The sequence below is a fragment of the Dongia deserti genome (assembly GCF_003574735.1).
Taxonomy (GTDB): Bacteria; Pseudomonadota; Alphaproteobacteria; order Dongiales; family Dongiaceae; genus Dongia_A; species Dongia_A deserti.
Genome location: NZ_QORW01000007.1, coordinates 249,741 through 273,978, shown reverse-complemented (window position 1 = coordinate 273,978; position 24,238 = coordinate 249,741). Strand labels below are relative to the sequence as shown.

Sequence of the window (24,238 nt, the reverse complement as noted above, 5' to 3'; positions counted from 1 at the left end):
CTGAGCGGTTCACAGGGTGTGCGGCGGAACCCGCTCATGCCGCCGCACTACAGTGTCATGTCCTGGCGAGTTTACCTATGCGGAGCCGGGTCGCGGCCGCGGCGACCACATTTCCCTTCAGCTCGTAGAGATGCAGCGCTCCCGATGCAGCGGCGACCGCCTCGCCGCATCGGCGGGACTCTTCAAGCACGTGCGACAGATCGATCAGTGCATCCGCCCGATCGTTGACAAAGTCGGTCGCTTCGGCGATCGCCAATGCTTCGCGCGCGAGCGCCTCCGCCACACGGTTCTCTCCCCGCCGCGCGAGCACGCGCGCACGCACCCGGCGCCAGCGGACCTGCGTCGTCAGATCGCCGCTCGCAGCCAGCCGGGCGCTGACCTCAGCGAAGGCCTCGGCCTCCTCGTCGCGTCCCTGTTCGAGGATCACAAGGCCGAGGGTCGCCGCCATCGTCGAGCGGAACGCGCGCTCGCCCATCTCCTCGAGCGCGCGACACGCCGCACGCGCGCTCTTCTCGGCTGCAGCCGGGTTCCCGGCGAGTAGCTCGACGACGGCCTCGTGCTCGGAGGATGCTACGTAGAGCGTGAGGCCGAGGTCGGCGTAGGTGGCATTGCTCGTCGCGATCAGCTCGCGGGCGAGTGCGAACTGGCCGACAATCGCGTTGAGGCATGCGAGCTGGCGGAGGATCGCGGCCTCGGACTCGCGGCTCTCGCGTACCTCCGCGCGCATCGCCTCGCAGCGGCGGATGCCCTCGACCGCCGGTGTCGGCCCGAACCAGAGCGCGGCCGCGATCCAAGTGAGAATCTCGTAGTACTCATGCCGATCCCCTGCCCGCCGCGCATGTGCGGCCGCGCGCTCCCATGCCGCGGCCGCCGCCTCGCCGCGGGCCTCGTTAAAGAAGAACCACGCCTCGAGCCGCCGTGCGCGGCACAGGCCGAGATCGTCCCCGAAGCGCTCGAAAACCGGGACCGCCATGGCCGCCGCGCGTGCCGCCTCCTCCAACCCGCCTTCCTCGCCGTGGAGGGACCGGAGGAACTGCCGCTGAATGAGCACATGCGACATCAGGCGCTGGTCGTTCGCGGCGTTAGCCAGCCGCGCCGCCTCCTCGAGCGCGGGCGCAGCCTCGGCCAGCCGGCCGCGTTCGATCAGCGCGGCGCCCAGCTCGACGAGCAGTGCGATGCGCCGCGGATCCTCAGTGGGGAGCAGCCGGGAAACCCGCTGGAGCAGGCTGATCGCCGCGGGCAGGTCGCTGCGGACGAGCGCCCGCCGCCCTGCCGCCTCGAGCCGGTTGGATGCCTGGGCGGCGAGGAGGGCGGCGCGCGAGTCGAGCGGTCCGATTGCGGCACGGCACTGGAAGGCCTGCTCCAGGTGATAGCCGACGATCTCTTCGAATTCGCCGAGCCTGTCCCCGGCCGTTCGCTCGAGCCAGGCGGCTAAGCGCTCGTGCAGATCGGCCCGCGCGCTCTTCGGCAGCGAGCGATAAGCGGCGTCGCGGATCAGGCCATGGCGGAAGCGGAAGGCCTTCTCGCCGGCGAAGTTCCCGGTGTCCGGGCGGATCAGATCCCGGCTGACGAGAGCCCGCAGGCCGTCCTCGAGCAGTGTGTCGAGCGTTGGGTGAAGTTCACCGACTGCGCCGAGGTGAAACACCAAGCCCTCGACCGCCGCGGTCATCAGGATCGCGCGTTCGTCGGCCGGGAGGCCTTCAAGACGGGCGGCGAGGAGCGCGTGGATCGTCGATGGAACGGGCAGCTCGGAAAGGTCCGACGAGGCGGCCCAGTGGTCGCCCTCGCGCGTGAGCAGCGCGTCGTCGACGAGCTTCGCCACAAACTCCTCCGCGAAAAGCGGGTTGCCCTCGGCCGCGCCGGCAATCCTTGACTCTGCGGTAGGGGGAAGGGGCGCGCGGCCGAGCAGGTTCGTGATCAGCTCGCGGCACTCAGCGTCGCTGAGTGGCTCGAGGACGATCGACGTCGCTTTGAGCTTGTCGCCACCCCAGCCCGGCCGCGTGTCAAGCAGCTGCGGTCGGGCGATGCACACGAGCAGGATCGGAAAATCGCGCGAGAATTTGACGAGGTGCTCGATCAGGTCGAGAAATGTCGGCTCGGCCCAGTGGAGGTCATCTATCACGATGACGAGCGGCCCTGCGCGCGCGAGCGCCTCGAGCAATCTGCGGACGGCCCAGAAGGTCTCCTCGCTCGTTGCTCCTCCCGGGCCGCCGAGCCCGAGTGCATTGCTCAAGCGTTCGACGATCAGCTCAGCCTTCTCCTCTCCGACGAGCCGTGCCGAGATCGCAGACTCGGTCTGCTCGCCGGGATCCCGCCCCTCTGCGCGCGCAATCTGCCGGACAATCTCGGCCAGCGGCCAGTAGGTGATGCCCTTGCCGTAGGGCAGGCAGCGGCCGCGCAAGACCGTCACGTCGCCGGCTAACACGCCCGCGAATTCCGACACGAATCGCGACTTGCCCACTCCCGCACCGCCCAGCACGGTCAGCAGATGGCAGGTCCTATCGCGGACCACGTCGCGGAGCGTGGTTTCGAGCAAGGCACGCTCGCGTACGCGACCGACGAAAGGTGAGTCGAAGCGGCGCACACTACCGGGGACGCGGGTCCGGACGTCTACCACGACCAGGGCGTGGATTGTCTTACCGTGCTTGAGCGCGCGCTGCCCGCTCGGCTCGACGACCACGGCGTCGCGGACGAGGCGGTACGTCGGCTCCCCGATCAGGATCTCATTCGCCGCCGCCGCCTCCTCGAGGCGCTTGGCGACATTGATGGCCTCTCCGGTAACGGACAAATGTCCCTGCGCGCCGGCGATTACCTCGCCGGTGTTGATGCCGGTCCGGCTGGCCAGGCGGACGCCCCAGCCCGCTTCGAACTCGCGGTTCAGGATGGCGAGTGTGTCGCGCATCTCGACGGCCGCCCGCACTGCGCGCAACGCATCGTCCTCGTGCAGGATCGGCACGCCGAACACCGCCATGATCGCGTCGCCGATGTACGTCTCCACGACCCCGCCGTGCCGTCGGATGACGGCGCTCAGTTCGTCGAAGTAACGCGCGAGCAGGTTCCGTAACGCTTCCGGATCGAGGGCGAGGCTGAGCCGCGACGAGTCGACGATGTCGATGAAAAGAATCGTAACCGTCTTGCGGACGTCTAGCGCAGGATCCCGCGCTTCCGTTACGGCCGGCCGGGATCCGAGGACGCGAAACTCCATCTGAAGCTTTCCGTCTGGTCGAGGCGCTTGGTGAACAATAGCACTCGCTCCCGGCGCACTCCAGCGTCGTCCTGGGATCCCTCGACGGCGTCTCGGACAACGAGAGGCGCTTTAATACACCATCACTGGCTCTAGCGTCATCCGCCTCGAGTCACGAAGGCGCCGGCTACTCGGCCCCGGCAGCGGCGCTCTGTCGGTCGAGCGCATAAGGCGATGATGGTGCCGCCGACAGCGGTGAACACGAGCCCCAGGGATCCTAGGATGAGGGGCACGAACCAGAGCTGAAAGAAGCTGTCGATGCGCGCGTCGCGCGGGTTGGAGGGTCGTACAGCACGGCGACGGCCTCGCCGATATCGAAGCCCGGGTGGCATCGTACGATGTACCGTTGCTATCCAAGCTGACCGCAGCCGTCGATTTCTGGGCAGCATGGCCCGACTAACCTCGCATGGATCGTTCCATCCGGGCAGCGGAGCCGATGGGACCCATTGCCTATTAGCGCGGCCATCGGCCCCATACGTTGGCGGGAAGCAGCCGGATGAAGGCCTTGTCCGTCATCGACATGCCCGAGCCGGATTCGCCGATGATGCCGGCTGTTTCGCCCGTCGCCACGCGTAGGTCGGTGGCGACAGTGATCTGCCGCCGTTAGTCGGATAGTCCGATGTAGCGCGATCGGCAACGTCATCTGCCGGTCGCGCTTACGCGATAAATCAATCGCGCGCTGATATCGAAACGTGCGGACCAAGCCGCTTGGCAGTCGGAGCTTCGGAGGATCGATCGAGACCTGAACAAGCTACTCAACGCACTAGCTAAAGGCCGGCGGACCGATGGAGACTATCGTCGCCGACATAAAGCGTCTGGAAAGCCGCAAGACCGAGAGTCGCTCTTCCTGTACGTCCCAGAGCGGCCCCTCCCCGAGCGCCTCCCGGCGCTCGCTGAAGATCTCGATCCGCAACATAAAAGCACTCCCGTCTTAGAACTCGACCTTGTCGGCCCCTTTGAGATTCAGAATCTCACGTGCCTCGTCCGGCGTCGCGACCTCCAGATTGAGCCCTTCGATGATCTGGCGCGCCAGCCGCACCTGCTCGGCATTGGACGCCGCGAGCTTGCCCGGGCCGGCCCACAAGGAGTCCTCGAGGCCGACACGCACGTTGCCGCCGTTCGCGGCCGCCATCGCCGCGATCTGCATCTGGGCTCGGCCGGCGCCCAGCACCGACCAGTGGTACTGGTCGCCGAACAGCCGATCCGCCGTGCGCTTCATGTGCATAACGTCTTCAGGATGCGACCCTATGCCGCCCAGGATTCCGAACACCGTCTGGACGAACAAGGGCGGCTTTACCAGGCCGCGCTGCAGGAAGTGATGCAGATTGTAGAGATGCGACGTGTCGTAGCATTCGAACTCGAACCTGGTCCCGGCATTGCCCAAGGTCGTCAGCACATATTCGATGTCCTTGAAGGTGTTGCGGAAGACCGCGTCGCGGGAGCCTTCGAGATGCGCGCGCTCCCACTCGTGCTTGAATTCCTTGAAGCGGTTGAGCATGGGGTAGAGGCCGAAATTCATCGAGCCCATGTTGAGTGAAGCGACCTCCGGCTTGAACTTGGCGGCCGGTGCGACGCGCTGCTCCAACGTCATGCCCTGTCCGCCGCCGGTGGTGATGTTCACCACGCACGCGGAGCGCTGCTTGATCACTTTGAGGAAAGGCTCGAAGGCCTCGGGGCTCTGATCCGGCCTGCCGTCCTTCGGATTGCGTGCATGGAGATGCACGATCGCGGCGCCGGCCTCGGCAGCGCCGATCGCCGCATCAGCGATCTCTTCGCCCGTTACCGGCAGATGCGGTGACATCGAGGGCGTATGAATAGAGCCGGTAACGGCACACGTAATGATGACTTTGCGTTTCTGAGCCATTGCAATTCTCTTCTCTTATGAACCGATGTCGCGGCTGGCTTTGCGTTTGTGCGCCGCCAGCCCCATGAGGCGACGGTCGCGCCACACCTGCCGGCGCTGGAGCTCCGCTTCCGGCAGCTTCGTGCGCCGTTCGCGCTCGATCGTCTCGATCACGTCCCCCGAGCTGGCGAGAACCGCGTCGGGCGCGGCTATGTCATCCAGCTGGGCAAACACGCGCTGCTTGGTTTCGAGGTTTTCGGGAGTGTTCTCCTGAACGTGACTGGCCCCCGACACGGCCGCCGGCAGCGTATCCATAACTCGCAATCGCCGGGCAACATGGGACGGCGACTGGCCGTCCAGCAGCCCCTCTTCCGCCAAAGCCGGCAAGACGTTTGTGGCGAACTGCACGGCTTTTTCCGCGGCGCCGGCCACGCCGTCATAAACGCGGACTTCATGCCCGCCGCGCGCAAAAGCGATCGCCCATGCGCGACCGATGAGTCCAGCCCCCACGATGGCAATGACCGCCATTTCAGATACTCCTAAAGCGTTTCCACATTGCCATCGACCCCGAGCGACTGGCCGGACATATTGTCACCCATCGGTGATACCAGGAACAGCACCATCGCAGCCACGTCGTGCGGGCTCACCATGCGGCGCAGCGAGACCTTCTCCAGATACTGTTTCTCCATTTCCTCATAGCTGATGCCGAGCTGGCCGGCGCGCGCGCGGATGACGGATTCGATGCGCGGCCCCTCGACAATGCCGGGCAGGATCGCGTTGACACGGATGTTGTGCGGACCCAGCTCTTTGGCGAGGCTCTGGGTGAAGCCGACGACGCCGAACTTCGCTGCGGCATAGGGCGTGCGGAAGGCATAGCCGTGGCGGCCGGCGGCGGACGACATGTTGATGATCGCGCCCCCGCCGGCCTGCTTCAGCAGCGGCACGGCATGATGGGCGCACAGGAACTGCCCGGTCAGGCCGATGTCGATGCAGCGCCGCCAGTCTTCGATCGCGATCTCTTCCACCCCGCCGGTCGGGCCGGCAATGCCGGCATTGTTGACCAACGCATCGAGCCCGCCGAGCTTCGCGCGAAGCTCCTCGAAGGCCTTCGCGACGTCCGCCTCTTTCGAGACATCAGCCAAGGTAGCGCCATGCTGCGGATGTGCGCGGCGGAACTCTGCCAGGAAATCCTGGGACACATCGCAAATGTGAACACGCGCACCATGCAGGATCAGCATGTCAGCAATGGCGCGGCCAATCCCAGAGGCGCCGGCCGACACGAACACGCGCAATCCAGGCTTGATGCTCTCTATGATCTTGCGACCGACAGGCGTCCCCATGCTGCGTCTCCTAGTTGTTTCGCTCGCGCAAAGCCACCATGGCCGCCAGCACGACCAATCCAAAGATGATGACTCGCGTAGCATAGGGCAGCGTCGCTCCGGCCAGCAGAATCTGCAAGGCGGTCAGCAGCAAGACGCCACCGACCATGCCGAGAAAGGTGCCGCGCCCGCCGGTGATCAAGGTTCCGCCGAGCACCACGACCGCGACCGATGGCAGCAGATATTCATCGCCCATGCCGAGGCTGGCCTGGCCCGAGAAGCCGGTCAGCATCGAGCCGACCAGGGCTGAGCAGAAACCAGACAGCATGTAGACCAGCAAGGTGGTGCGGTTGACGGCAATGCCGGACAGGGCCGCCACCCGCTCACCATTGCCGAGGGCATAGATCCGTCGGCCGAACGGTGTCCTCCGATGCAGGATCACCGCTGCGACGACGAACAGCAGGACAAATACGACGACCGGTGTCACGAACTCCGTCCTGGAAGTCATGAACCAGCGCATAACGGCGCCGAGAAGCCTGCCGGCGTGCCCTGCGAATAGAGCAGCGCGATGCCCTGCAGGATGCCGTTCATGGCCAGCGTCATCACGATCGGCGAGATGCCGAGCATGGCGATACCGAAGCCATTGACCAGGCCGAACCGGTTGCCGGCGTGATCTCGGTCACGCTGCCAGCGCGGCGGGTTCCTTGTAGCGTTCGCCCTGGTCACTGCTTCACAGATGGCCTCAGCGTCGACGGCATCGTTCTTCCGCCGCTGGACATAGGGCTTCACGTAGGCCGGCGGCATCAGCCGCACCGTATGCCCGAGCGCTCGGAGCGTACGCGACCAATGATGCGATGTGGCGCAGGCCTCCATGCCCACGACGCAGGCCAGTAGCCTCTGAAAGAACGGCAGAACGTGTCGGCGTTCAGCTGACGGCGGATGATCACCTTCCCCGCCGCATCGACGCGGTGGACCTGAAACACCGACTTAGCAATGCCAAGACCGACTGTCGTGATCGCTTGCATGGTTGGCTCCCCATCACCGCGACCGCCCCAGCGGCGGTCACTTCAATGGCACATACGCGCCGGTCGAGGGGAGCCGTCCACAGCATCACTAGCGGGCCTGATGCCGATCTCCACTGTGCGGCGCTCACATGGGCGCTAACACGAGTGGCTTTCCAGCGCCAACCGGAGCTGGTCGCTCAGTATCTCGATTCGACCTTCGTATCGGTTCAGCGCGTCGCGGATGAAGGCGAGATCAACGTCGCGATGATGCATTGCGTCGTAGTCGTTTGGCTCGTCAGACAAGCCGGGATACTTTCCATCCGGATGCAGGTAGAGATCGACCCCCGCGATGATCAGGCGGCTCGGCCGAAGGCGTACGGCCGCCGCTATCATCAATGCTCCGTTCGTCGGCCGATATGGCAGACTTCTCTCCGCCGGCTCGATCTCAGTAAAGACGAAGTAGATCTTGCATGCCGTTCTTCGAGACATGCCATATCCAGCGAGCACGCGATTTGCGTCCTCCCGGGTAGGAAAGCAGACGATCGGATTGGTGGCTGGCGGTGGCAAATCAGGATCGGCCGTGAAAACAAGAGTGGGGTCGGCAGGACGGCTGCGCTGTGCCCAAATCCAGTTAACCCGGAACAGACAGTCGAATTCGAGAGCGTCGATCCGGGAATCCTCGGAGGATGGGCCGTTGCCGAGGCACAAGATGGCATCCCGATGGCCTAGTTCCGAACGCAGCGCTTCCCAACTCGGGATGCAGTGCATACCATATAGCGATAGCCGTAACTTGCCGAGATAGTCGGCCAGGATTGATCGCAGCCCCCTCTCGGGTGGCCATTTGCTCACAACGTCGCGCCGAGATGCCATGGCGCGAACTCGTCCTCGCCGTAGCCCAGCAGCTCGCTCTTGGTCCGTTGGCCCGATGCGGTGGCGAGGATCATTCGGAAGATGTGTTCGCCCATCTCCTCGACGCTGGCGCCCCCGTCGAGGATCTCGCCGCAATTGATGTCCATGTCGTCGGCCATGCGGTGAAACATCGGGGTGTTGGTCGCGAGCTTCAGGCTCGGTGCCGGCTTGCAGCCGAAGCACGAGCCGCGCCCGGTGGTGAAGCAGATGATGTTTGCCCCGCCCGCCACCTGTCCAGTGACCGAGACAGGGTCATAGCCCGGCGTGTCCATGAACACGAAACCGCGCCTGGTGACCGGCTCGGCATAGCGATAGACGTCGATCAGGTCGCTGCGCCCGCCCTTCGCCGCCGCGCCCAGCGACTTCTCCAGGATGGTGGTGAGCCCGCCGGCCTTGTTGCCGGGCGACGGGTTGTTGTCCAGCGACTCCCCGTTGCGCTCTGCGTACGCTTCCCACCAGCGCAGCAGGTCGAGCAGCTTGCGGCCGACCTCCTCGCTTACTGCACGGCCGAGCAGCATGTGCTCGGCGCCGTAGATCTCTGGCGTCTCGCTCAGGATCGCCGTGCCGCCGTTGCGCACCAGGAGGTCGGCGGCAACGCCCAGCGCGGGATTGGCAGTGATGGCGGAGAAGCCGTCGGACCCGCCGCATTGCATGCCGAGGATGAGGTGCTTGGCGGGCACTGCCCGGCGCTGGACCGCGTTGGCCTGGGGCAGCAGCTCCCGGATCTTCGCGATGCCCGCCTGCACCGTGTCCCGAGTGCCGCCGCTCTCCTGGATGATCAGGGGATGCAGGCGGCCGTCGGCCTCCAGATGCTCCTCCGCGATCAATCGGGGAAGCTGGTTCGATTCGCACCCAGGACGGCTGCGAAGTTCGGGTGCCGCGCATAGCCCGCCACCGTACGGCGCAGCGTATAATTCCCCTCCGTCTCCTCTCCGCCGGCGCAGCCGCTCTTGTGGGTGAGTGCCACGACGCCGCCGACATTCGGGTAGTCTTTCAACTCGCCCGACAGGCGGAAATGGTCGGAGATCATCCGCGCCACTTGGGCCGAGCAGTTCACCGTCGTCAGCACGCCGATATAGTTGCGGGTCGCCACCGATCCGTCCGCCCGCACGACGCCCTCGAACGTCGCCGCCTGGGTGTCGGGCAGAACCGCCAGGTTGCTGCGATGCGCGCCGATGCCGTGATCGGCCGCGCTCGGGCGGAACTCGACATTGTGCACGTGGACGTGCTGGCCCGGCGCGATTGGCCGGGTGGCGATGCCGATGATCTGGCCCAGCTTGCGCACCGGCGCGCCCGCTGCGATCGGCGTGACCGCCATCTTGTGCCCGCGCGCGATCGGCTCCACCGGTGCCAGCCCGCCTAGCCCCACCGCCTCCCCCGGTGCAAGGTCCCGCGTCGCAATCACCAAGGGATCGCTCGGGTCCAAGCGCAGCACCGGCGGTTGGTTGCGTCTTTCGCTCATCGCCTGCTCCTGTGGCGTGGCCCTGATCTTCAGCTGATCACGCGTAGTTGACGTAGATGGTTTTTTTCTGGAAGTACGCATCCAGGCCGTATTTGCCGTCCTCACCGCCGATGCCGCTGTGCCGCAGGCCGGCATGATGCGCGTGGACGGCATCGCCACCCGGCCGGTTCACATAGATCTCGCCGAACTTCAGCTCGCGGATGAGGCGCATCAGGCGGCGCATGTCCTTGGTGAAGACATAGGCGGAAAGCCCATAGCGCGACTCGTTGGCAAGACGCAGCCCCTCGTCGAAATCTGTGACGGTCATGAGCGGGATGACGGGCCCAAAGACCTCGTCCTGCATGATCGCCATCCGGTTGTCGGTGATCGTGTTCATGTGACCCTCCCCTTTCGTTGACGTTATGCGTTGGCCTTGACTGGCTCCTTCTGACTGCCGGCGCCTCGGCGCGCGGCTGCTTTCGTTGCCGGCTTACCTGGTGACGCCTTGGCGGCGGCCCGCTCGCGCACCAGCGCCTCGGCCGCGCGCTCGACTTCCGGCGCGTTGTGCTGTCGCGCCAGGCGCTCGGCCTTCTCCGGCTCGCCGGCGACGATTGCGCGCACGATCGGCTGGTGCTCGGCGACGATCTGGTTGAGGTCCATGATCAGCGCGTTGGACGAGATGATATAGTGCCGCACCTGCTGCTCCAGCAGCCGGTATTGGTCGATCAGGCGCTGATGCCCGGTGATCGCAACGATGGTCTTGTGCAAAGCGAGATCGGCCTCAGCCACCCGGCCGTGCTTGCGGGATCCCACCGCCGCCACCAGTCGCTCGAATGCGGCTTCCAAGGTCGCAACGCAGTCCCTCGTGCGGTGCTCGGCCGCGAGCCGTGCCGCCATGCCCTCGAGCGTGCCACGCAACGTGTAGAGTTCCCACGCGTCCGCGTGCGAAAATTCCGGCAGCATCCACTTGGTGTACGCCACCTGCTGGATCAGGCCTTCATGTGCCAGGGCACGGAGCGCGGCGCGCAAGGTGCCACGGCTCACCTCCAGCTGGGCGGCGAGTGCCGTTTCCGTCACCCGCTGGCCGGGTACCAGATTGCCGCTCAGGATCTGTTCGCGCAGCACATCGGCCGCGCGCGAATCGAGCGAGCGACGTTCGACTTTCACGGAACCTACGGATTTCACCCCTGTTGCCCGCCTTTGGCCGTGCCTTGCGGCTTCCTTCAACGGCGGCCGCCGGTCCTCTGCGGCCGCCGGATCGCCCCTTGCTTACCGAAATGCTCTCATCCGCAGCGCATCGCGTCAAGGGAGATTGTTGACAATTATCAATCCGGGTGGATGATCGGGCGACAGCTGCGGAACCGCTCCGAGCGAGCGGCGCACCGGGCTACCGGGGATGGTCATCAAAGGGGAGCTTGCCGGCATGAGTGGTCTTCCTCAGCGCGATTGCCTTGTGGTGGCGGTCGCCACGCCCATTACGGCTTCGTTCCGGCCCGACATCGATCTGCTGGTCGAGCGCTGCCGGAAGCTGATGCATGATGGCTGCGACGGCGTGACTCTGTTCGGCACGACCGGCGAAGGCGCCGAGTTCAGCGTGGCCGATCGCACAGCGACGCTCGAGCGCGTGATTGCCGCTGGCATTCCCGCCGATCGGATCATCGTCTCGGTCGGCGCCTTGTCGATGCCCGATATCGTCGCACTAGCGCGCCACGCCATCGATCAGAAGGTCGATGGCGTGTTGTTGATGCCACCATGCGTCTATCGCGGCGGCATCACCGAAGACGGCACGTTCCGATTCTATGCCTCGGTCATCGACGCCATCGGCCGGCCGGACCTGCGCCTTTATCTGTACCATTTTCCTGATATCAGCGGCGTACCCATCACGCCAACGGTGGTCCGGCGGCTCGACGAACGGTATTCGGACAAGGTCGTCGGCATCAAGGACAGCGGCGGCGATCTCGATTTCACAGAGGCGCTGCTCCGGCGCTTCTCTCACCTGTCGGTCTTCACCGGCACCGAAACGCATGTGCCGCAGCTGCTCGCAAGCGGTGGGCGTGGCACGATCTGCGGGCTCGCGAACGTGATGCCGCGGCTACTGCGGGCGATGTTCGACGCGCCGAACCAGTTCGAGCGCCGCCGCCACATCCAGCAGATGCTGAGGGCGGACGTCGTGCTGTCACGCCGTCCGTTCATCGCCTCGCTCAAGGCGCTGGTGGCGGACAGCACCGGGGTTGCGGCATGGCGCCGCGTACTGCCGCCGATGTCGGAGCTGCCGGTCCTGGAGGAGCAGCGCATGATCGCAGATTTCCGGCGCTGGGAGTCAACGTTGCCGCAGGCAGAGCGCAGTCTCTATCCTGCAGATATGGAGTCCGATCCGAAGGTCGTCTCGCTGCGGCGAGGCTAGAAGGAGCAAAGCAATGGCTGAAATCAAAGGGATCTGCGTTCCGACTTGCACGCCGTTCGACAGTACCGGCGACAATCTGAACGAGAAGGCGTTATCGAGTCATATCGAGCGGCTGCTCGAAGCCGGCGTCCATGCGGTGGTCTCGTGCGGCGGCACTGGCGAGTTCGCGTATCTCAGCGAGGCAGAGCGCCGTCAGATCCATCAGCTCGTTGCAAAGCAGGTTCGCGGCAGAGCCCGATTCGTGGCGCAGTCGTCCGCAGTCAGCACGCGGGACACCATCGAGAACGCGAAGTTTGCGGAAGGTCTCGGCGCGGACGCGCTCATGATCCTGCCGCCCTATTTCGAGGGTCCGATCATGGACGGCGTGATGTGGCACTTTGAAGCCGTAGCCCGCGCGATCAAAACGCCGATCATCGTCTACAACATACCTCAGAACACAAACCGTGACATCACGCCCGATCTCTTCAGCCGTCTCCTCCAGATCGAGAACATTCAGTACATCAAGGACAGCACCGGCGACTTCACCAGGATACAGCAACTGGTCGCAACGGGCGGCAAAGTGTTGAACGGCGGCGATACGCTCGCTTTCCCGGCGCTGCTCGCGGGGTGCCCTGGGCTGATCTGGGGTGGCGCTAACGCAACTCCGAATGAAGCCGTCCGGCTATATGACTTGGTTACGAAACGTGACCTCGATGCGGCGGCCGCGCTATGGAAAGCGTTGCTTCCTGCGCAGCTATTCTACTGGACACATGACTACAACTCTTCGGTCAAGGCAGCGACCAACCTGCTGGGGGGCAATGTCGGAATCTGCCGCAAGCCGGCACTGCCACTGCCTGAATCGCAAGTAACTGAGCTGAAAAGCGCCCTTTTGTCTTTAGGGCGCCCGATCGCCGCCACAGCACAATAGGACCCATATCGGGGTCCACGGGCGAGTCGCGGCGCAGAGTCCGCTTGGCCACATCAAGGTCGAGGACGTCGCCCCTCGCGGCATGACGGCCGATCGAGGGTGCGTCCACCAGCGCAAAACCGGACATCCCGTGAAGTTTGAATTGACGGAACAGGCTCAGGAGGCGGTCGATGCCTTCCTCAAGACCAACCAGAAGCACCTGGGCGACTACCTGTTTGAGAGCCGGGGTCAGCCAGACCGTTGCATCTCGGCCCGACAATACTCTCGCCTGGTCTCGAGCTGGATAGCCGGTATTGGCCTGGCTCCGCGACTATTCGGAGCGCACTCGCTCCGTCGAACCAAGGGCCACGCTGATATACCGTCGGACAGGCAATCTGCGCGCGGTTCAGCTCTTGCCTGGCCACACGAAGATCGAAAGCGCGGTCCGATACCTAGGCATCGAGGTCGATGACGCTCTCACGATTGCCGAGCAGATCGATATCTGAATTACCGGGCAGAGCGGACTCGCTCTCCCTACTCAATGCAGAGTCGTGCCAGCAGCCGACATCCTCCGGACGAGCTTTCGTGGGTGGTTCAGGCGGACAGCTCAGCATTTGCGTGGATGCAGATGGCGCGTGGACGCTTCGAGCCGTCTAAGGCTAGGCCAGTTCCAGCTGGGACATCCGCCGAGAACGATCGCCAATTGGCAGATGTACAGTGGTCCACTGCGGCCGTTCGCAATTCAGTCGCGATCTGGCCTAGCCGGTCTTAAAGAAGCCCCAGTTGTCAACCTTCCGCGCAACGGGGATGGGACGCGGCAACTTGCCCATAGTGATCATGAAGCCGCCACCAAGTGTATGGTTCACCTTGCGGCCGACCCGACGGAACGTCTTGCCACTGTTCCTGTCGGCCCAGAGGTGTTAGATCGAGCAATGAGAAAGTCGATCCTATGTCCTCGATGCCGCGACCATTGAGAAAATAGGTCCGGTACACTCGCCCATCGCCCATCATTCCTCCCATCATCATTCCGCTCATCATGCCGCCCTGCAGGGCAAGCTGATGGCGTTCGGCGGTTGCAAGGTCGGGCTCGGGCAACGGGTTGCGCGGCAGGCTGCTGGTCGCTTCAAGCGGATTGGCGCGCACGGCCGCTTGCGCGTCGTAAGACAGGTGGGTGAGCGTGTAGGCGAGGTCGTCGTAGAAATCGTCGACCACGCGGTAGCGCTGGTCGGGCTCGCCCGCCATGTCGAGCGCGACGTCAACGCGCATGGCTGGGCCCAGCACCACACGACTCCCCTCCGGTTCATGGGGATCGCAGGGTTGCCCGTCGATCGCAATAATGACGGGATAATGCCCCTCGAAACGCAGAGCCATGATGCGGGCGAGCGCGCCGTTGACGAGGCGAAGGCGGACACGCTCACCCGCACGCACGGGCTCGGCGGTTGGCAACGTCCCGTTGATCGTCACGGTATTGCCGACGCGACCCGACATCGCGGCTTCCATGCCATTGCCGAACCCGGCGGCGATCTGCGCATCGCGCTTCAGCCGCCAGTCGTTGATCATCCACAGGACTTCGCGATCGAAACCGACCGGGTGCCGTTCCTCCACGATGAGGGCGCCGGCCATGCCGCGCCCGAGCTGTTGCAGGCTGCTGGCATGTGGGTGGTACCAGAACGTTCCGGCATCGGGCGGCGTGAATTCGTAGGTGAAACTCTCGCCGGGCTTGATCGGCGGTTGCGTGAGGCCAAGCACGCCGTCCATCGCATTGGGCAGCCGGATGCCGTGCCAGTGCACGGTAGTATCCTGGTCGAGCTTGTTCTCGACGATGATGCGCACCGGCGCGCCTTGTTTCAGGCGCAATGTCGGACCGGGCACCTTTCCGTCGTAACCCAGCACATTGGTTTGCGGGTAGTCCTCGCCGACCAAGGACGCCTGCCCCGGCATCGCGGCAAGCCGAATCTCGCGGACGCCATCAGCGTGCGTCGCCCAAGGCGTAACGACCGTCAAAGCCACGCCGGCACCGGCCAGCAGAACGCTGCGGCCGGACACAATTAGACTGGAATTCATCTTCACTCGTTGGCCTCCAAATCCACCGCGTGGCAGCCGTGGCGAACCGCAAATCCTGGAACCCTCGCGCGCGTGCTCAGGGACGCGCGCGAGCGCGCTCAGACGCCTCTATCAGCCCGCAGCGAACGACAAGGCGTCAGATATAAGCGATGAACTTTGGAGGGTGAGGATTGGGTGAGGCTGCCCAGCTCGATAGAACTGGGGCACGCATCAGAGGTCGATCGACCGGCCGATCGATCTGCAAGGCAGAAGCTTGCGGCACAGTGGCTGTAACAGGCGCAACGCAGACCGCGTCACACGCCATGGCCTTTGTCCCGCCCATATCGCCATTGCAGCTGCTGCAGTCGCTGGAACCGGACGCCATCTCCTCACCGGAAATGGCCATCTTCGCAGCCATGTTGCTCGCATGGACCGCAGACAGGCCCATACCCAGGGCCACGAGAAGCCCGAGCGCCAGCACAAATGCCTGCCGCCAGCGTTTCATCCCCGATAGTTTGGCGAAACAGGAGGCCGGACACAAGCGGGCATCACGGGTCTGTGACCACTGGCCGCTGTAGAAACCCTACAGGCGCCACAGCCAATCCCACATCCTAACGGGCTGCCAAGTCGAGCCTCACCGGAACCGGCAACCGGTTCTGCGGATGTCCGATTACGGCCCCAGAGCTTCCCATGTGTCAACGTTCGCGGGTGCAGCCGGCCGCTGCAATGCGCAACGGGGCTCATGGACCCCATGTTTATAGCGGCGAGCAACACGTGATGCCGTGAGCTGCAGCCGAATTTCGAGCGGGTCTGCGCGATCCTAAACGAGGCACGACCATGATGCACGACATGGGCTGGATGGGCGGTGGCATGGGGGTTAATCGGTCTCCTGGTCATTGTCGTTCTGATCCTGGGAATTGCCGCTCTGATCAAATATCTGCGGTCACACAAGTAAGATGGCTCCGGATGCCTGAGCAGAGAGACACGGTCATCGTCACCGGCGCGGCGGGATTCATCGGGAGAGCGCTCACAAAGACGCTCGCAGACACCTATAAGGTCATCGGCTTCGATCTTTCTCCGCCGAAATCGATGCCCGACAACGCCACCTTTGCACACGTCGATCTCACGTCCGAAGACAGCGTTCGACAGGCCTTGCACAGCGTCCGCCAGAGCCATGGTAGCAAGATCGCATCCGTGATCCATCTCGCCGCCTATTTTGACCTGACCGGCGAGCCAAATCCGAAGTACGACCAGATCACAATCGACGGGACCGAACGGCTGCTGCGCGCGCTACAAGCACTCGAGGTCGAGCAGTTCATCTTTGCAAGCTCCATGCTGGCGCATAAGCCTGGGCGCCCCGGCGAAACGATCAGCGAGGAATGGCCGCTCGAATCCAAGCTGCCCTATCGCGATTCGAAGATCAAAACCGAGCGCCTGATTCACGACAAGCGCGGGGCGATCCCGGTCGTGTACATGCGCCCCGCCGGCGTCTATGATGACATGTGCCGCAATCCGTTCATCGCGCAGCAGATCGCGCGGATCTATGAGCAGGATCCGAAAGGCCATGTCTACCCGGGCGACCTGCGTACCGGGCAGTCATTCCTTCATCTCGATGATCTTGTCGATGCCGTCGTTCGGATCGTTGAGCGGCGCAAGGAATTGGGTGCCGAAACAGCAATCCTCCTCGGTGAGCCAGAGGCGATCGGCTACGGCGAACTGCAGCGCGAGATCGGGCGCCTGATTCGCGGGGAGGATTGGCAGACCTGGGAGATTCCGAAGCCACTCGCGAAGGCCGGCGCTTGGGTCGAGGAGGACGTGCTGGGCGAGGACCCGTTCATCCGATCCTGGATGGTCGACATCGCAGAAGACCACTACGAAATCGACATCAGCCGCGCGCGGCGCCTGCTCGGCTGGGACCCGAGGCATTCCCTGCGCACGACCCTGCCCCGGATGATCACGGCCCTCAAAGCCAAGGCGGCTGACTGGTACCGAGCCAACAAGCTGAATGCAGCCAAGGTCGCTGACCGAGGCAAGGCCGCCGAGGCAAAGGTCGCCGCGGCAGAGCACGCGAAGCAGGGCGAGCCCATGCGTCGACACATGGAAAGCATGGCCGAGATGCACACCATGACGCTCTGGGCACATTTCCTGATCATCGCCCTAGGGACATGGCTTCTTACCAGTCCATTCCAGTTCAGCTTATTCGATCCGGCGGCTGCAGGGCCGCTGCGCGACATCAGTGCGGAGCGCGATCTGTGGGAACCCGCGCTGCGTAATGCGCTCACGGGCTGGAGCGATATCGTCAGCGGCCTGCTTCTGGTGACGTTCGGCGCCCTCGCGATCTCGCCCCGCTTCGCGTGGGCGCAATGGGGTACGACCAGCGTCGGGCTCTGGCTGCTGTTTGCACCGCTATTCTTCTGGACCCCGAACGGGGCTGCCTACATGAACGACACCATCGTCGGTGCATTCGCGATCGCCTTGTCCGTGCTGATACCCATGATGCCGGGCATGAGTCACGAGGGCATGATGGACGAAAGCACGGTGCCCCCGGGCTGGAGCTATTCGCCGTCTTCCTGGCTACAGCGGCTGCCGATCATCGCGCTTGGCCTCTTTGGCTTTTTCATCGCCCGCGACCTCGCCGCCTATCAGATGGGCCATGTCCATGCAGTCTGGGAACCGTTCTTCGCCGGTGAGGCGGAAAAGAACGGGACCGAGCACATCATCACCTCGGCAACATCGCGCGCCTGGCCGATCCCGGATGGGGGCTTGGGCGCCACCAGTTACATGCTCGAGGCGCTCATGGGCGCGATGGGCACGTCCACGCGCTGGCGCACGATGCCATGGATGGTGACGTTCTTCTTCATCCTGGTGGTTCCGCTGGGCGGCGTCTCGATCTTCTTCATCATCATCCAGCCTATCACGATCGGCACCTATTGCACGCTCTGCTTGATCGCTGCGCTGGCGATGCTGATCATGATTCCTCTGACGCTGGATGAGGTGGTGGCGATGGCGCAATATATGTGGCGCAGCGTGAAAGCGGGGCGGCCATTCTGGCGGACCTTCTTCCAGGGCGGCCCCGAACCGCTGGGTGGCAAGGATGAGAAGGACCCCGGCTTCTCCGCTCCCATTCGGGGCCAGATCATCGCTGCAGTCCGCGGCGTCACCGCTCCATGGCCACTGCTTGTGAGTTGCGCGCTCGGTGCGTGGCTGATGTTCTCACCCCTGATCTTCGGAACCGAAGCCGGCATCGCGGACAGTGACCATCTGGTCGGGTCTCTCATCATCACCGTTGCGGTCTGTGCCATGGCCGAGGTGACTCGCGCGCTGCGCTTCATCAACCTGCTGTTCGGATTGTGGCTGCTGGCCGCGCCATGGCTGCTGGAGGGGGCCAGCACGGGAGCCGCGTGGAATGATACCGTGGCCGGCCTCTTGATCATCGTAATGAGCCTGCCGCGCGGAAGCCGCAGCGCCGAGCATTATGGCGCGTGGGATCGATTCGTGGTCTGAGGGCATGATGGACATCGATCCTCGCCAGCTTCTGCTAGGCCAAACCGCGTTGATCACCGGCGCCAGCTCGGGCATCGGCGAGGCAATTGCTCGGCGATTTGCGGCCGCTGGGGCCGCGGTCGGGATCAATTACCATTCGAAGCCCGACGCGGCCGAGCAGATCGCGAAGGATCTCTCTTCGCAGGGTGGCCAGGCGATCGCCCTGAAAGCAGACGTATCGCGCGAGGATGAGGTGCGAGCCATGGTGGCGGCGTTCGTGGCTGCGTTCGGACGGATCGACACTCTTGTCGCGAATGCTGGCATCCAGATGGACGCGGCTATCGGCGAGATGTCGCTCGAGCAGTGGCAACGCGTGCTCGCGGTCAACCTCACGGGACAATTCCTCTGCGCGCGCGAAGCCATCTGGCAGTTCGAGATGCAGGAACCCACGCCTCACTCACGCGCGCGCGGGAAGATCATCTGCATGAGTTCGGTGCACGAAGCGATCCCGTGGGCCGGTCATGTCAACTATGCCGCCTCCAAGGGCGGCGTGCTGCTGATGATGAAGACCCTGGCACAGGAACTGGCGGGGAAGCGGATCCGGGTGAACGGCATAGCGCCGGGGGCGATCAGGACAGAGATCAATCGCGCGACCTGGGAGACGCCGGAAGCGGAGGCTGCGCTCCTGCGGCTGATCCCCTATGGCCGGATCGGAGAACGTGCCGACGTGGCGGAAGCTGCCCTCTGGCTTGCATCGGATCTGTCCGACTATGTGACTGGGACCACATTGTTCATCGATGGCGGGATGGCGCTCTACCCCGCTTTCCGTGCTGGCGGATGAGGCATTCGCATGCCGGGCCGCATCGAAGACTATGCATTGATTGGCGACTGTCGGAGCGCGGCACTCGTGGGGCGGGACGGCTCGATAGACTGGCTATGCTGGCCACGGTTCGATTCCGATGCCTGCTTCGCCGCGCTGCTTGGAGAGCCGGAGCACGGGCGATGGTTAGTGGCACCGACGGCCGCGGTGAGCCGGATTCAGCGGCGGTACCGTGACAAGACGCTGGTGCTTGAGACGGATTTCGAAGTCGAAGACGGCGCGGTCAGGCTTATTGACCTCATGGATCTGGGTGGCGACTGCCCTGCCCTGATCCGGATCGCGAAGGGGCTCCACGGCCGTGTGCCCATGCGCTCCGAACTGGTGCTGCGCCTGGGTTACGGCGTCGTCGTGCCGTGGGTCACCCGCATGGAAGATGGCGGTACGCGCGCTGTCGCCGGACCCGACCAGCTCATTCTTCGCTCGGCCGTTTCGCACAAAGGCGAGGACCTGAAGTCCGTCGCGGACTTCACAATCGGCCCCGGCGATACCGTCCCCTTTGTCCTAAGCTACGCGTCATCGCATGATATAACACCTGTACCGATCGATCCTCAAAGAGCTCTCCGCGACACCGAGTCGTTCTGGGCGAAATGGGCGAAGCGTTGCGGCTACCATGGACCCTGGGCGGACGCCGTCGTCCACTCCCATATCGTGCTCAAGGCGCTCACCCATGCGTCTACAGGCGGAATCGTGGCGGCGCCCACCACGTCATTGCCGGAGCGGATTGGAGGGATCCGGAACTGGGACTACCGCTTCTGCTGGCTGCGTGACGCGACCTTCTCCCTACTTTCCTTGATGAATGCCGGCTATTACGACGAGGCGAAAGCGTGGCGAGATTGGCTCCTGCGCGCGGTCGCGGGTAGCCCATCGCAGATCCAGGTCATGTATGGAATCGCCGGCGAGCGACGTCTCACAGAACTGGAATTGCCCTGGCTGCCCGGCTATCAGGGGTGCAGACCCGTGCGGATCGGCAACGCCGCCCATAACCAGCTTCAGCTCGACGTCTTCGGTGAAGTGATGGACACCCTCCATCAAGCGCGATGCGGTGGCTTGGACCTGGATCACAATGCATGGGCCCTGCAACGTGCGCTGATCGCGCATCTGGAGACGATCTGGCAGGAGCCGGACGAAGGCATCTGGGAAGTGCGGAGCGGACGCCATCAATTCACGCATTCCAAGGTTATGGCCTGGGTTGCCATGGACCGGGCTATCCGAAGTGCCGAAACGTGTCATCTCGATGCGCCGCTCGAGCATTGGCGGCGGATCCGCAGACAGATCCATGAGGACGCCTGTCGAAACGGATACAACGCCGAAATCGGTTCCTTCGTGCAATGTTATGGTGGCAAGACGCTGGATGCCAGCCTGCTGCTGATTCCGATCGTCGGCTTTCTTCCAGCAGAGGATCCCCGCGTACGGCACACGGTCGATGCAATTCGGCAGCGGCTGAAGGTGGACGCTCTCGTGCTGAGATACGATTCCACCGTGACGAGGGATGGATTGCCGCCGGGTGAAGGGGCGTTTCTGGCCTGCAGCTTTTGGCTCGTAGATAACCTCGCGATGCTCGGCCGCCATGACGAGGCCTGCGAACTATTTGATCGGCTACTCGATCTCCGCAACGATGTCGGTCTCCTGGCGGAAGAGTATGACCCGAGAACGCGCCGCCAGCAGGGAAACTTCCCTCACGTCTTCAGCCACGTGGCGCTGGCCGATTCGGCCTGGCGGCTGACCAAGACCGCCAAGCTGATTAGGTGGCCTGATTTGAACCTATTGGATTTTCGCGTACTCAAGCGTAGATGAGCGCAGATTGTCGTGGGAAATCGAATGAAAGAGTGGTTGCGGGGAGGCACAGCCACCGAGAGCCATACTCGGGAGCACAAAACGAAAACCCGGCCTCGTCATCCGAGACCGGGTTTGCCGACCATCGAGTTTGGTCGTCAGTGGTTGCGGGGAAGCACAGCCACCGAGAGCCATACTCGGGAGCACAAAACGAAAACCCGGCCTTGTCATCCGAGATCAGGCTTCCGGAGAGCCAAGTTGGACCGTCGGTGGCAGCAGGCCATCCAGAGCCAAACCCGCTGGTTGTGATCGTCTGAGTAGGCTGGGGCTTACGACCACTGAGACCGAAGTTCGCTCACAATGCTGATTTGACTGCCCGTAATGCAGCCGCAGTGCCAAAGCTGCCGTGCATCTGCATCAGTATTGCGAGAGAGGTCCCGCTCGGAAACCTGAACTCCCCACAACACCGTTATGAGCGGGCAGCCTAGAAGCAGAAAGCTAAGAGATCCAGAGTGTTATTGATCAAGTCAGCTCGATCTCGCTGCACGCAGCTTCAATGAGTTAGGTGCATTTGCGCCCATTGCGTGCCCAAAGCTGAGCTGAACTCGAGGCAAGTTCGATACCAGTAAGGAGATTCCGCGCGAGCGAAATCCGAAGGCCGAAATGTGCCGAAAGCCGACTCCTCCCCGTCCGGATGGCCGGTTCTCTATGCAAATTGCGTCCTGCCGCGAGCCAGGGCGAGCATCTGATCAGCCATTACGGGGACATGTTGCCGGATCCGAGCCGCCCGTTCGCGTTCCATGGCGAGCAGATCGCCGTGACCACGCTGACGATGGCACGCCTGCAAGGCAGGATGATTGATGGACCACCGCCTGTCGTTTCAGCCGACCACACGATGAGTATGACTTGATTGCCGGATTTGGCCCCACCCTCGGTCCGTCCTGCTGGAAGGATTTCAGCCAGAAGCGCCTGACGGAAGAGAAGGCCGACAGCATCAACCAGCGGATCGCTGCTAAATGGGATAACATTTGTGCTGCAATCGTTGCAATTTCCTTGCATGCGGAGATGCTCGCAGTGATCCTGAAGGAGGCAGACGCGCCCCGTACGCCATGAGCAAGCGGTCCGAAACGCGCGAAAGATTCGTAACCGATATACGTTTCTGGATCTGGCGGCCAATGCGCGTGTTCTGGACAGAATGATCCCCGGCATTGCATGATCAAGCTCGATGGGATTCGAGAGCACGTCGGCGATCACGGTCGCGATCGCTACCAGTCCGAAAGGAGCCTGACCTCACGCCGCTTGGATGCAACGAACTGCATCACTTTGACGGCGCCCTTTTCCAACGCGGCAACGCGCGCCTCCCAGAGATTCAGCAGGGCCGTGACTGCGTGCGGAAAGGCTCTTGCATACATGGACAGCTCAGCCTTTACCGCAAGTCGCGCCATGTGCTCCAGCACCATTCGACGGTACATTTCGGTGATGTCCTTGATCGTTTGCAGCTCGAGATTGGTCGCCCGCAGGCACCGCATGTAATCCTCGGCGCTCCAGACGTGGGCTGGGGTTGGACCGAACGCGGCAAGCCACTTGCTATAGGATTCGGAACCCTCTCGCCTGACAAAATCGGTAATCAGAAGCTGCCCATGTACCTTCAGGCCGCGGATCATGCCACTGATCAGCTCCTTCTTGTACTCCATCTGAAACAGAGTATCGGTCGAGATGGCGCAATCAAAGAAGTTCGTCCGTAATTGCAGAGGATACGAGGCGAAGTGCATGATGTTTACTGACCTCTCCAGTCTGGCTACTCTGGAGAGCACGGCTGCCGCAGCTGAAAGCTGTGCGCTTGGTTCGTAGCCTGTAACCCAGGTCGAATACGCCCTGTGCAAGGCTCTGGCTCCTCCCCCGAGACCGCATCCGAACTCGAGCACTTCCTTGCCCGCGCTGAGCATGAGAGGCCTTGCCAGCTCCACGATATAGTCCGGTCCCCCCGGCTTCGAGCAGCCGTCACCCCAGAGCAATTGAGCCAGCCGGATCTCGACCGACTCTCCATTGACCAGCGGAGGCCGCCTGGATTTCGCCTCGGTGCGCGACGCTACTGTGACCGACTTGGAATGGCTCTGCCGAATTGTCGCCTTTGCATTCGTTGGAGCCGGCTGATGCACATCAGGCAGAATGTCTCCGTTCCACCAAGCACGGAAACGGTCCCCCAGACTCGTTGGAGCCGGCTGATGCACGTTAGGCAGAATATCTCCGTTCCACCAAGTACGAAGACGCTCCCCAAATGTGCTCCGGCCTGGGTTGATTTTCGAAGAGTCAGACGACATTTGTGCGCCGCTGCGGATCCTTATATTTGCTATCGCACTTCGTTTAGTGGGTAATCCCGGCTTGCCGACTGGTGGCAATCCGGGTGGACCATCCCAGCTTGCCACTCATGATAGCGCGTCATTACCGCGAGCAGCGAGGCACGTTGTTGCGAATCGACGGCGTCTTTCGGAGCCGGAAGGTACTTGGTCAGCACATCAACGGCGGTAAGGAGTTCGCTGTGCGCCGACCGCAAGGTTTCGATCTCGCGCGCCGCATCGCGGATGACAAGGTCAATCGGCGCTTCGCCGTTCACGAAGAACCGCAGCCTTGTAACGATATCGAGGGGCTTCGTCGGGATGACTTGGTTCATTGCCTGATCACCAAAGGGTCGGCCGCCAAGCCGCCTACCGCTTGAATACGGGTACGCCTCAATCAGGCCTTTTTACTTGCGAGGGCGCTATCAAAGGCGAGCTTGGAGAGAAGGCGGCACCAATCCGACAGCCCTGCTGGCGAACTTTGCGGCAGCCAATTGGGCTGGCTCCGGAAATGATGAGCTCGAACTGATCGGGAACGAGCAGCGGTTCGTGAAGAATTATCAAGACACCGTCTTGCGAGACGTTCCTGACCACACAACTCGCGATCACATTCGCGTCTATCGATACTGCACCTGATAGTACGGTGGGAATTCTTCTGCGCACGCGGCGATCG

Annotated in this window: 19 protein-coding genes and 1 pseudogene; 6 read left to right on the top strand and 14 right to left on the bottom strand. The window is 63.3% G+C overall.

The genetic code is table 11. The features are described from left to right. Positions 1–55 precede the first annotated feature (55 nt). The 11 genes and pseudogenes from DTX69_RS13310 to DTX69_RS13270 all read right to left on the bottom strand — a co-directional run bounded on the left by DTX69_RS13310 (position 56) and on the right by DTX69_RS13270 (position 10,927). The gene (locus DTX69_RS13310) at positions 56–3,205 is read right to left on the bottom strand and encodes an ATP-binding protein (RefSeq protein ID WP_119302017.1); all 3,150 of its coding nucleotides are present in this window, start codon (positions 3,203–3,205) and stop codon (positions 56–58) included. Between the two features lie 970 nt (positions 3,206–4,175). Next, entirely contained in the window at positions 4,176–5,108 is a 933-nt protein-coding gene (locus DTX69_RS13305) for a BKACE family enzyme (protein WP_119302016.1), read from the bottom strand. A gap of 15 nt (positions 5,109–5,123) precedes the next feature. Continuing rightward, positions 5,124–5,615 (bottom strand): 3-hydroxyacyl-CoA dehydrogenase NAD-binding domain-containing protein, encoded by a 492-nt coding sequence (locus tag DTX69_RS13300; RefSeq protein ID WP_119302015.1) that lies wholly within the window; start codon positions 5,613–5,615, stop codon positions 5,124–5,126. Positions 5,616–5,626: 11 nt separating this feature from the next. Next, entirely contained in the window at positions 5,627–6,427 is an 801-nt protein-coding gene (locus DTX69_RS13295) for an SDR family oxidoreductase (protein ID WP_119302014.1), read from the bottom strand. Positions 6,428–6,437: 10 nt separating this feature from the next. Beyond that, positions 6,438–6,914 (bottom strand): ABC transporter permease, encoded by a 477-nt coding sequence (locus DTX69_RS30120; RefSeq protein ID WP_162917109.1) that lies wholly within the window; start codon positions 6,912–6,914, stop codon positions 6,438–6,440. A 209-nt stretch (positions 6,915–7,123) separates the two neighbouring features. After that, positions 7,124–7,431: pseudogene (locus DTX69_RS30115) on the bottom strand (IS110 family transposase); the annotation flags it as partial. 135 nt (positions 7,432–7,566) lie between these two features. Then, positions 7,567–8,118, bottom strand: a complete 552-nt coding sequence (locus tag DTX69_RS13285) for a hypothetical protein (protein ID WP_162917130.1) — start codon at positions 8,116–8,118, stop codon at positions 7,567–7,569. 137 nt (positions 8,119–8,255) lie between these two features. Beyond that, a complete protein-coding gene (locus DTX69_RS30985; RefSeq protein WP_407643984.1) occupies positions 8,256–9,146 on the bottom strand; it encodes a UxaA family hydrolase in 891 nt (296 codons plus the stop codon). Beyond that, entirely contained in the window at positions 9,143–9,781 is a 639-nt protein-coding gene (locus DTX69_RS30980; protein ID WP_407643983.1) for a UxaA family hydrolase, read from the bottom strand. The genes DTX69_RS30985 and DTX69_RS30980 overlap by 4 nt, the downstream gene beginning before the upstream one ends. A gap of 37 nt (positions 9,782–9,818) precedes the next feature. Then, complete coding sequence (locus tag DTX69_RS13275) at positions 9,819–10,157, bottom strand: aldehyde dehydrogenase family protein (protein ID WP_119302012.1); 339 nt, start codon at positions 10,155–10,157, stop codon at positions 9,819–9,821. Between the two features lie 23 nt (positions 10,158–10,180). Further along, a complete protein-coding gene (locus tag DTX69_RS13270) occupies positions 10,181–10,927 on the bottom strand; it encodes a GntR family transcriptional regulator (protein WP_162917129.1) in 747 nt (248 codons plus the stop codon). 256 nt (positions 10,928–11,183) lie between these two features. Between DTX69_RS13270 and DTX69_RS13265 the strand changes: the two genes are divergently transcribed. Together DTX69_RS13265 and DTX69_RS13260 are read left to right on the top strand one after the other, a co-directional pair. Next, complete coding sequence (locus tag DTX69_RS13265; RefSeq protein ID WP_162917128.1) at positions 11,184–12,164, top strand: dihydrodipicolinate synthase family protein; 981 nt, start codon at positions 11,184–11,186, stop codon at positions 12,162–12,164. Positions 12,165–12,177: 13 nt separating this feature from the next. Continuing rightward, positions 12,178–13,071 carry a dihydrodipicolinate synthase family protein gene (locus DTX69_RS13260; protein ID WP_119302009.1) on the top strand — a complete coding sequence of 298 codons (894 nt, stop codon included), beginning with the start codon at positions 12,178–12,180 and terminating at the stop codon, positions 13,069–13,071. A gap of 765 nt (positions 13,072–13,836) precedes the next feature. Here DTX69_RS13260 and DTX69_RS13250 read toward each other — a convergent pair. Then, entirely contained in the window at positions 13,837–14,973 is a 1,137-nt protein-coding gene (locus DTX69_RS13250) for a multicopper oxidase domain-containing protein (RefSeq protein ID WP_284735744.1), read from the bottom strand. A gap of 1,086 nt (positions 14,974–16,059) precedes the next feature. Between DTX69_RS13250 and DTX69_RS13240 the strand changes: the two genes are divergently transcribed. From DTX69_RS13240 to DTX69_RS13220, 4 genes are all read left to right on the top strand, one after another. Further along, positions 16,060–18,597 (top strand): NAD-dependent epimerase/dehydratase family protein, encoded by a 2,538-nt coding sequence (locus DTX69_RS13240; protein WP_119302006.1) that lies wholly within the window; start codon positions 16,060–16,062, stop codon positions 18,595–18,597. Positions 18,598–18,604: 7 nt separating this feature from the next. Further along, complete coding sequence (locus DTX69_RS13235) at positions 18,605–19,417, top strand: glucose 1-dehydrogenase (RefSeq protein WP_119302087.1); 813 nt, start codon at positions 18,605–18,607, stop codon at positions 19,415–19,417. 9 nt (positions 19,418–19,426) lie between these two features. Beyond that, entirely contained in the window at positions 19,427–21,250 is a 1,824-nt protein-coding gene (locus tag DTX69_RS13230) for a glycoside hydrolase family 15 protein (protein WP_119302005.1), read from the top strand. 885 nt (positions 21,251–22,135) lie between these two features. After that, the gene (locus DTX69_RS13220) at positions 22,136–22,342 is read left to right on the top strand and encodes a hypothetical protein (RefSeq protein ID WP_119302003.1); all 207 of its coding nucleotides are present in this window, start codon (positions 22,136–22,138) and stop codon (positions 22,340–22,342) included. 152 nt (positions 22,343–22,494) lie between these two features. Here DTX69_RS13220 and DTX69_RS13215 read toward each other — a convergent pair whose 3' ends face one another. Next, the gene (locus DTX69_RS13215) at positions 22,495–23,175 is read right to left on the bottom strand and encodes a class I SAM-dependent methyltransferase (protein WP_284735743.1); all 681 of its coding nucleotides are present in this window, start codon (positions 23,173–23,175) and stop codon (positions 22,495–22,497) included. 404 nt (positions 23,176–23,579) lie between these two features. Beyond that, complete coding sequence (locus DTX69_RS13210; protein ID WP_119302001.1) at positions 23,580–23,900, bottom strand: hypothetical protein; 321 nt, start codon at positions 23,898–23,900, stop codon at positions 23,580–23,582. Between the last annotated feature and the right edge of the window lie 338 nt (positions 23,901–24,238).

Coding starts and splice junctions, on each gene's coding strand:
- DTX69_RS13310 (WP_119302017.1), bottom strand. CDS start 3,205: ATGGAGTTTCGCGTCCTCGGATCCCGGCCGGCCGTAACGGAAGCGCGG.
- DTX69_RS13305 (WP_119302016.1), bottom strand. CDS start 5,108: ATGGCTCAGAAACGCAAAGTCATCATTACGTGTGCCGTTACCGGCTCT.
- DTX69_RS13300 (WP_119302015.1), bottom strand. CDS start 5,615: ATGGCGGTCATTGCCATCGTGGGGGCTGGACTCATCGGTCGCGCATGG.
- DTX69_RS13295 (WP_119302014.1), bottom strand. CDS start 6,427: ATGGGGACGCCTGTCGGTCGCAAGATCATAGAGAGCATCAAGCCTGGA.
- DTX69_RS30120 (WP_162917109.1), bottom strand. CDS start 6,914: ATGACTTCCAGGACGGAGTTCGTGACACCGGTCGTCGTATTTGTCCTG.
- DTX69_RS30980 (WP_407643983.1), bottom strand. CDS start 9,781: ATGAGCGAAAGACGCAACCAACCGCCGGTGCTGCGCTTGGACCCGAGC.
- DTX69_RS13275 (WP_119302012.1), bottom strand. CDS start 10,157: ATGAACACGATCACCGACAACCGGATGGCGATCATGCAGGACGAGGTC.
- DTX69_RS13265 (WP_162917128.1), top strand. CDS start 11,184: ATGAGTGGTCTTCCTCAGCGCGATTGCCTTGTGGTGGCGGTCGCCACG.
- DTX69_RS13260 (WP_119302009.1), top strand. CDS start 12,178: ATGGCTGAAATCAAAGGGATCTGCGTTCCGACTTGCACGCCGTTCGAC.
- DTX69_RS13240 (WP_119302006.1), top strand. CDS start 16,060: ATGCCTGAGCAGAGAGACACGGTCATCGTCACCGGCGCGGCGGGATTC.
- DTX69_RS13235 (WP_119302087.1), top strand. CDS start 18,605: ATGGACATCGATCCTCGCCAGCTTCTGCTAGGCCAAACCGCGTTGATC.
- DTX69_RS13230 (WP_119302005.1), top strand. CDS start 19,427: ATGCCGGGCCGCATCGAAGACTATGCATTGATTGGCGACTGTCGGAGC.
- DTX69_RS13215 (WP_284735743.1), bottom strand. CDS start 23,175: ATGCTCAGCGCGGGCAAGGAAGTGCTCGAGTTCGGATGCGGTCTCGGG.
- DTX69_RS13210 (WP_119302001.1), bottom strand. CDS start 23,900: ATGAACCAAGTCATCCCGACGAAGCCCCTCGATATCGTTACAAGGCTG.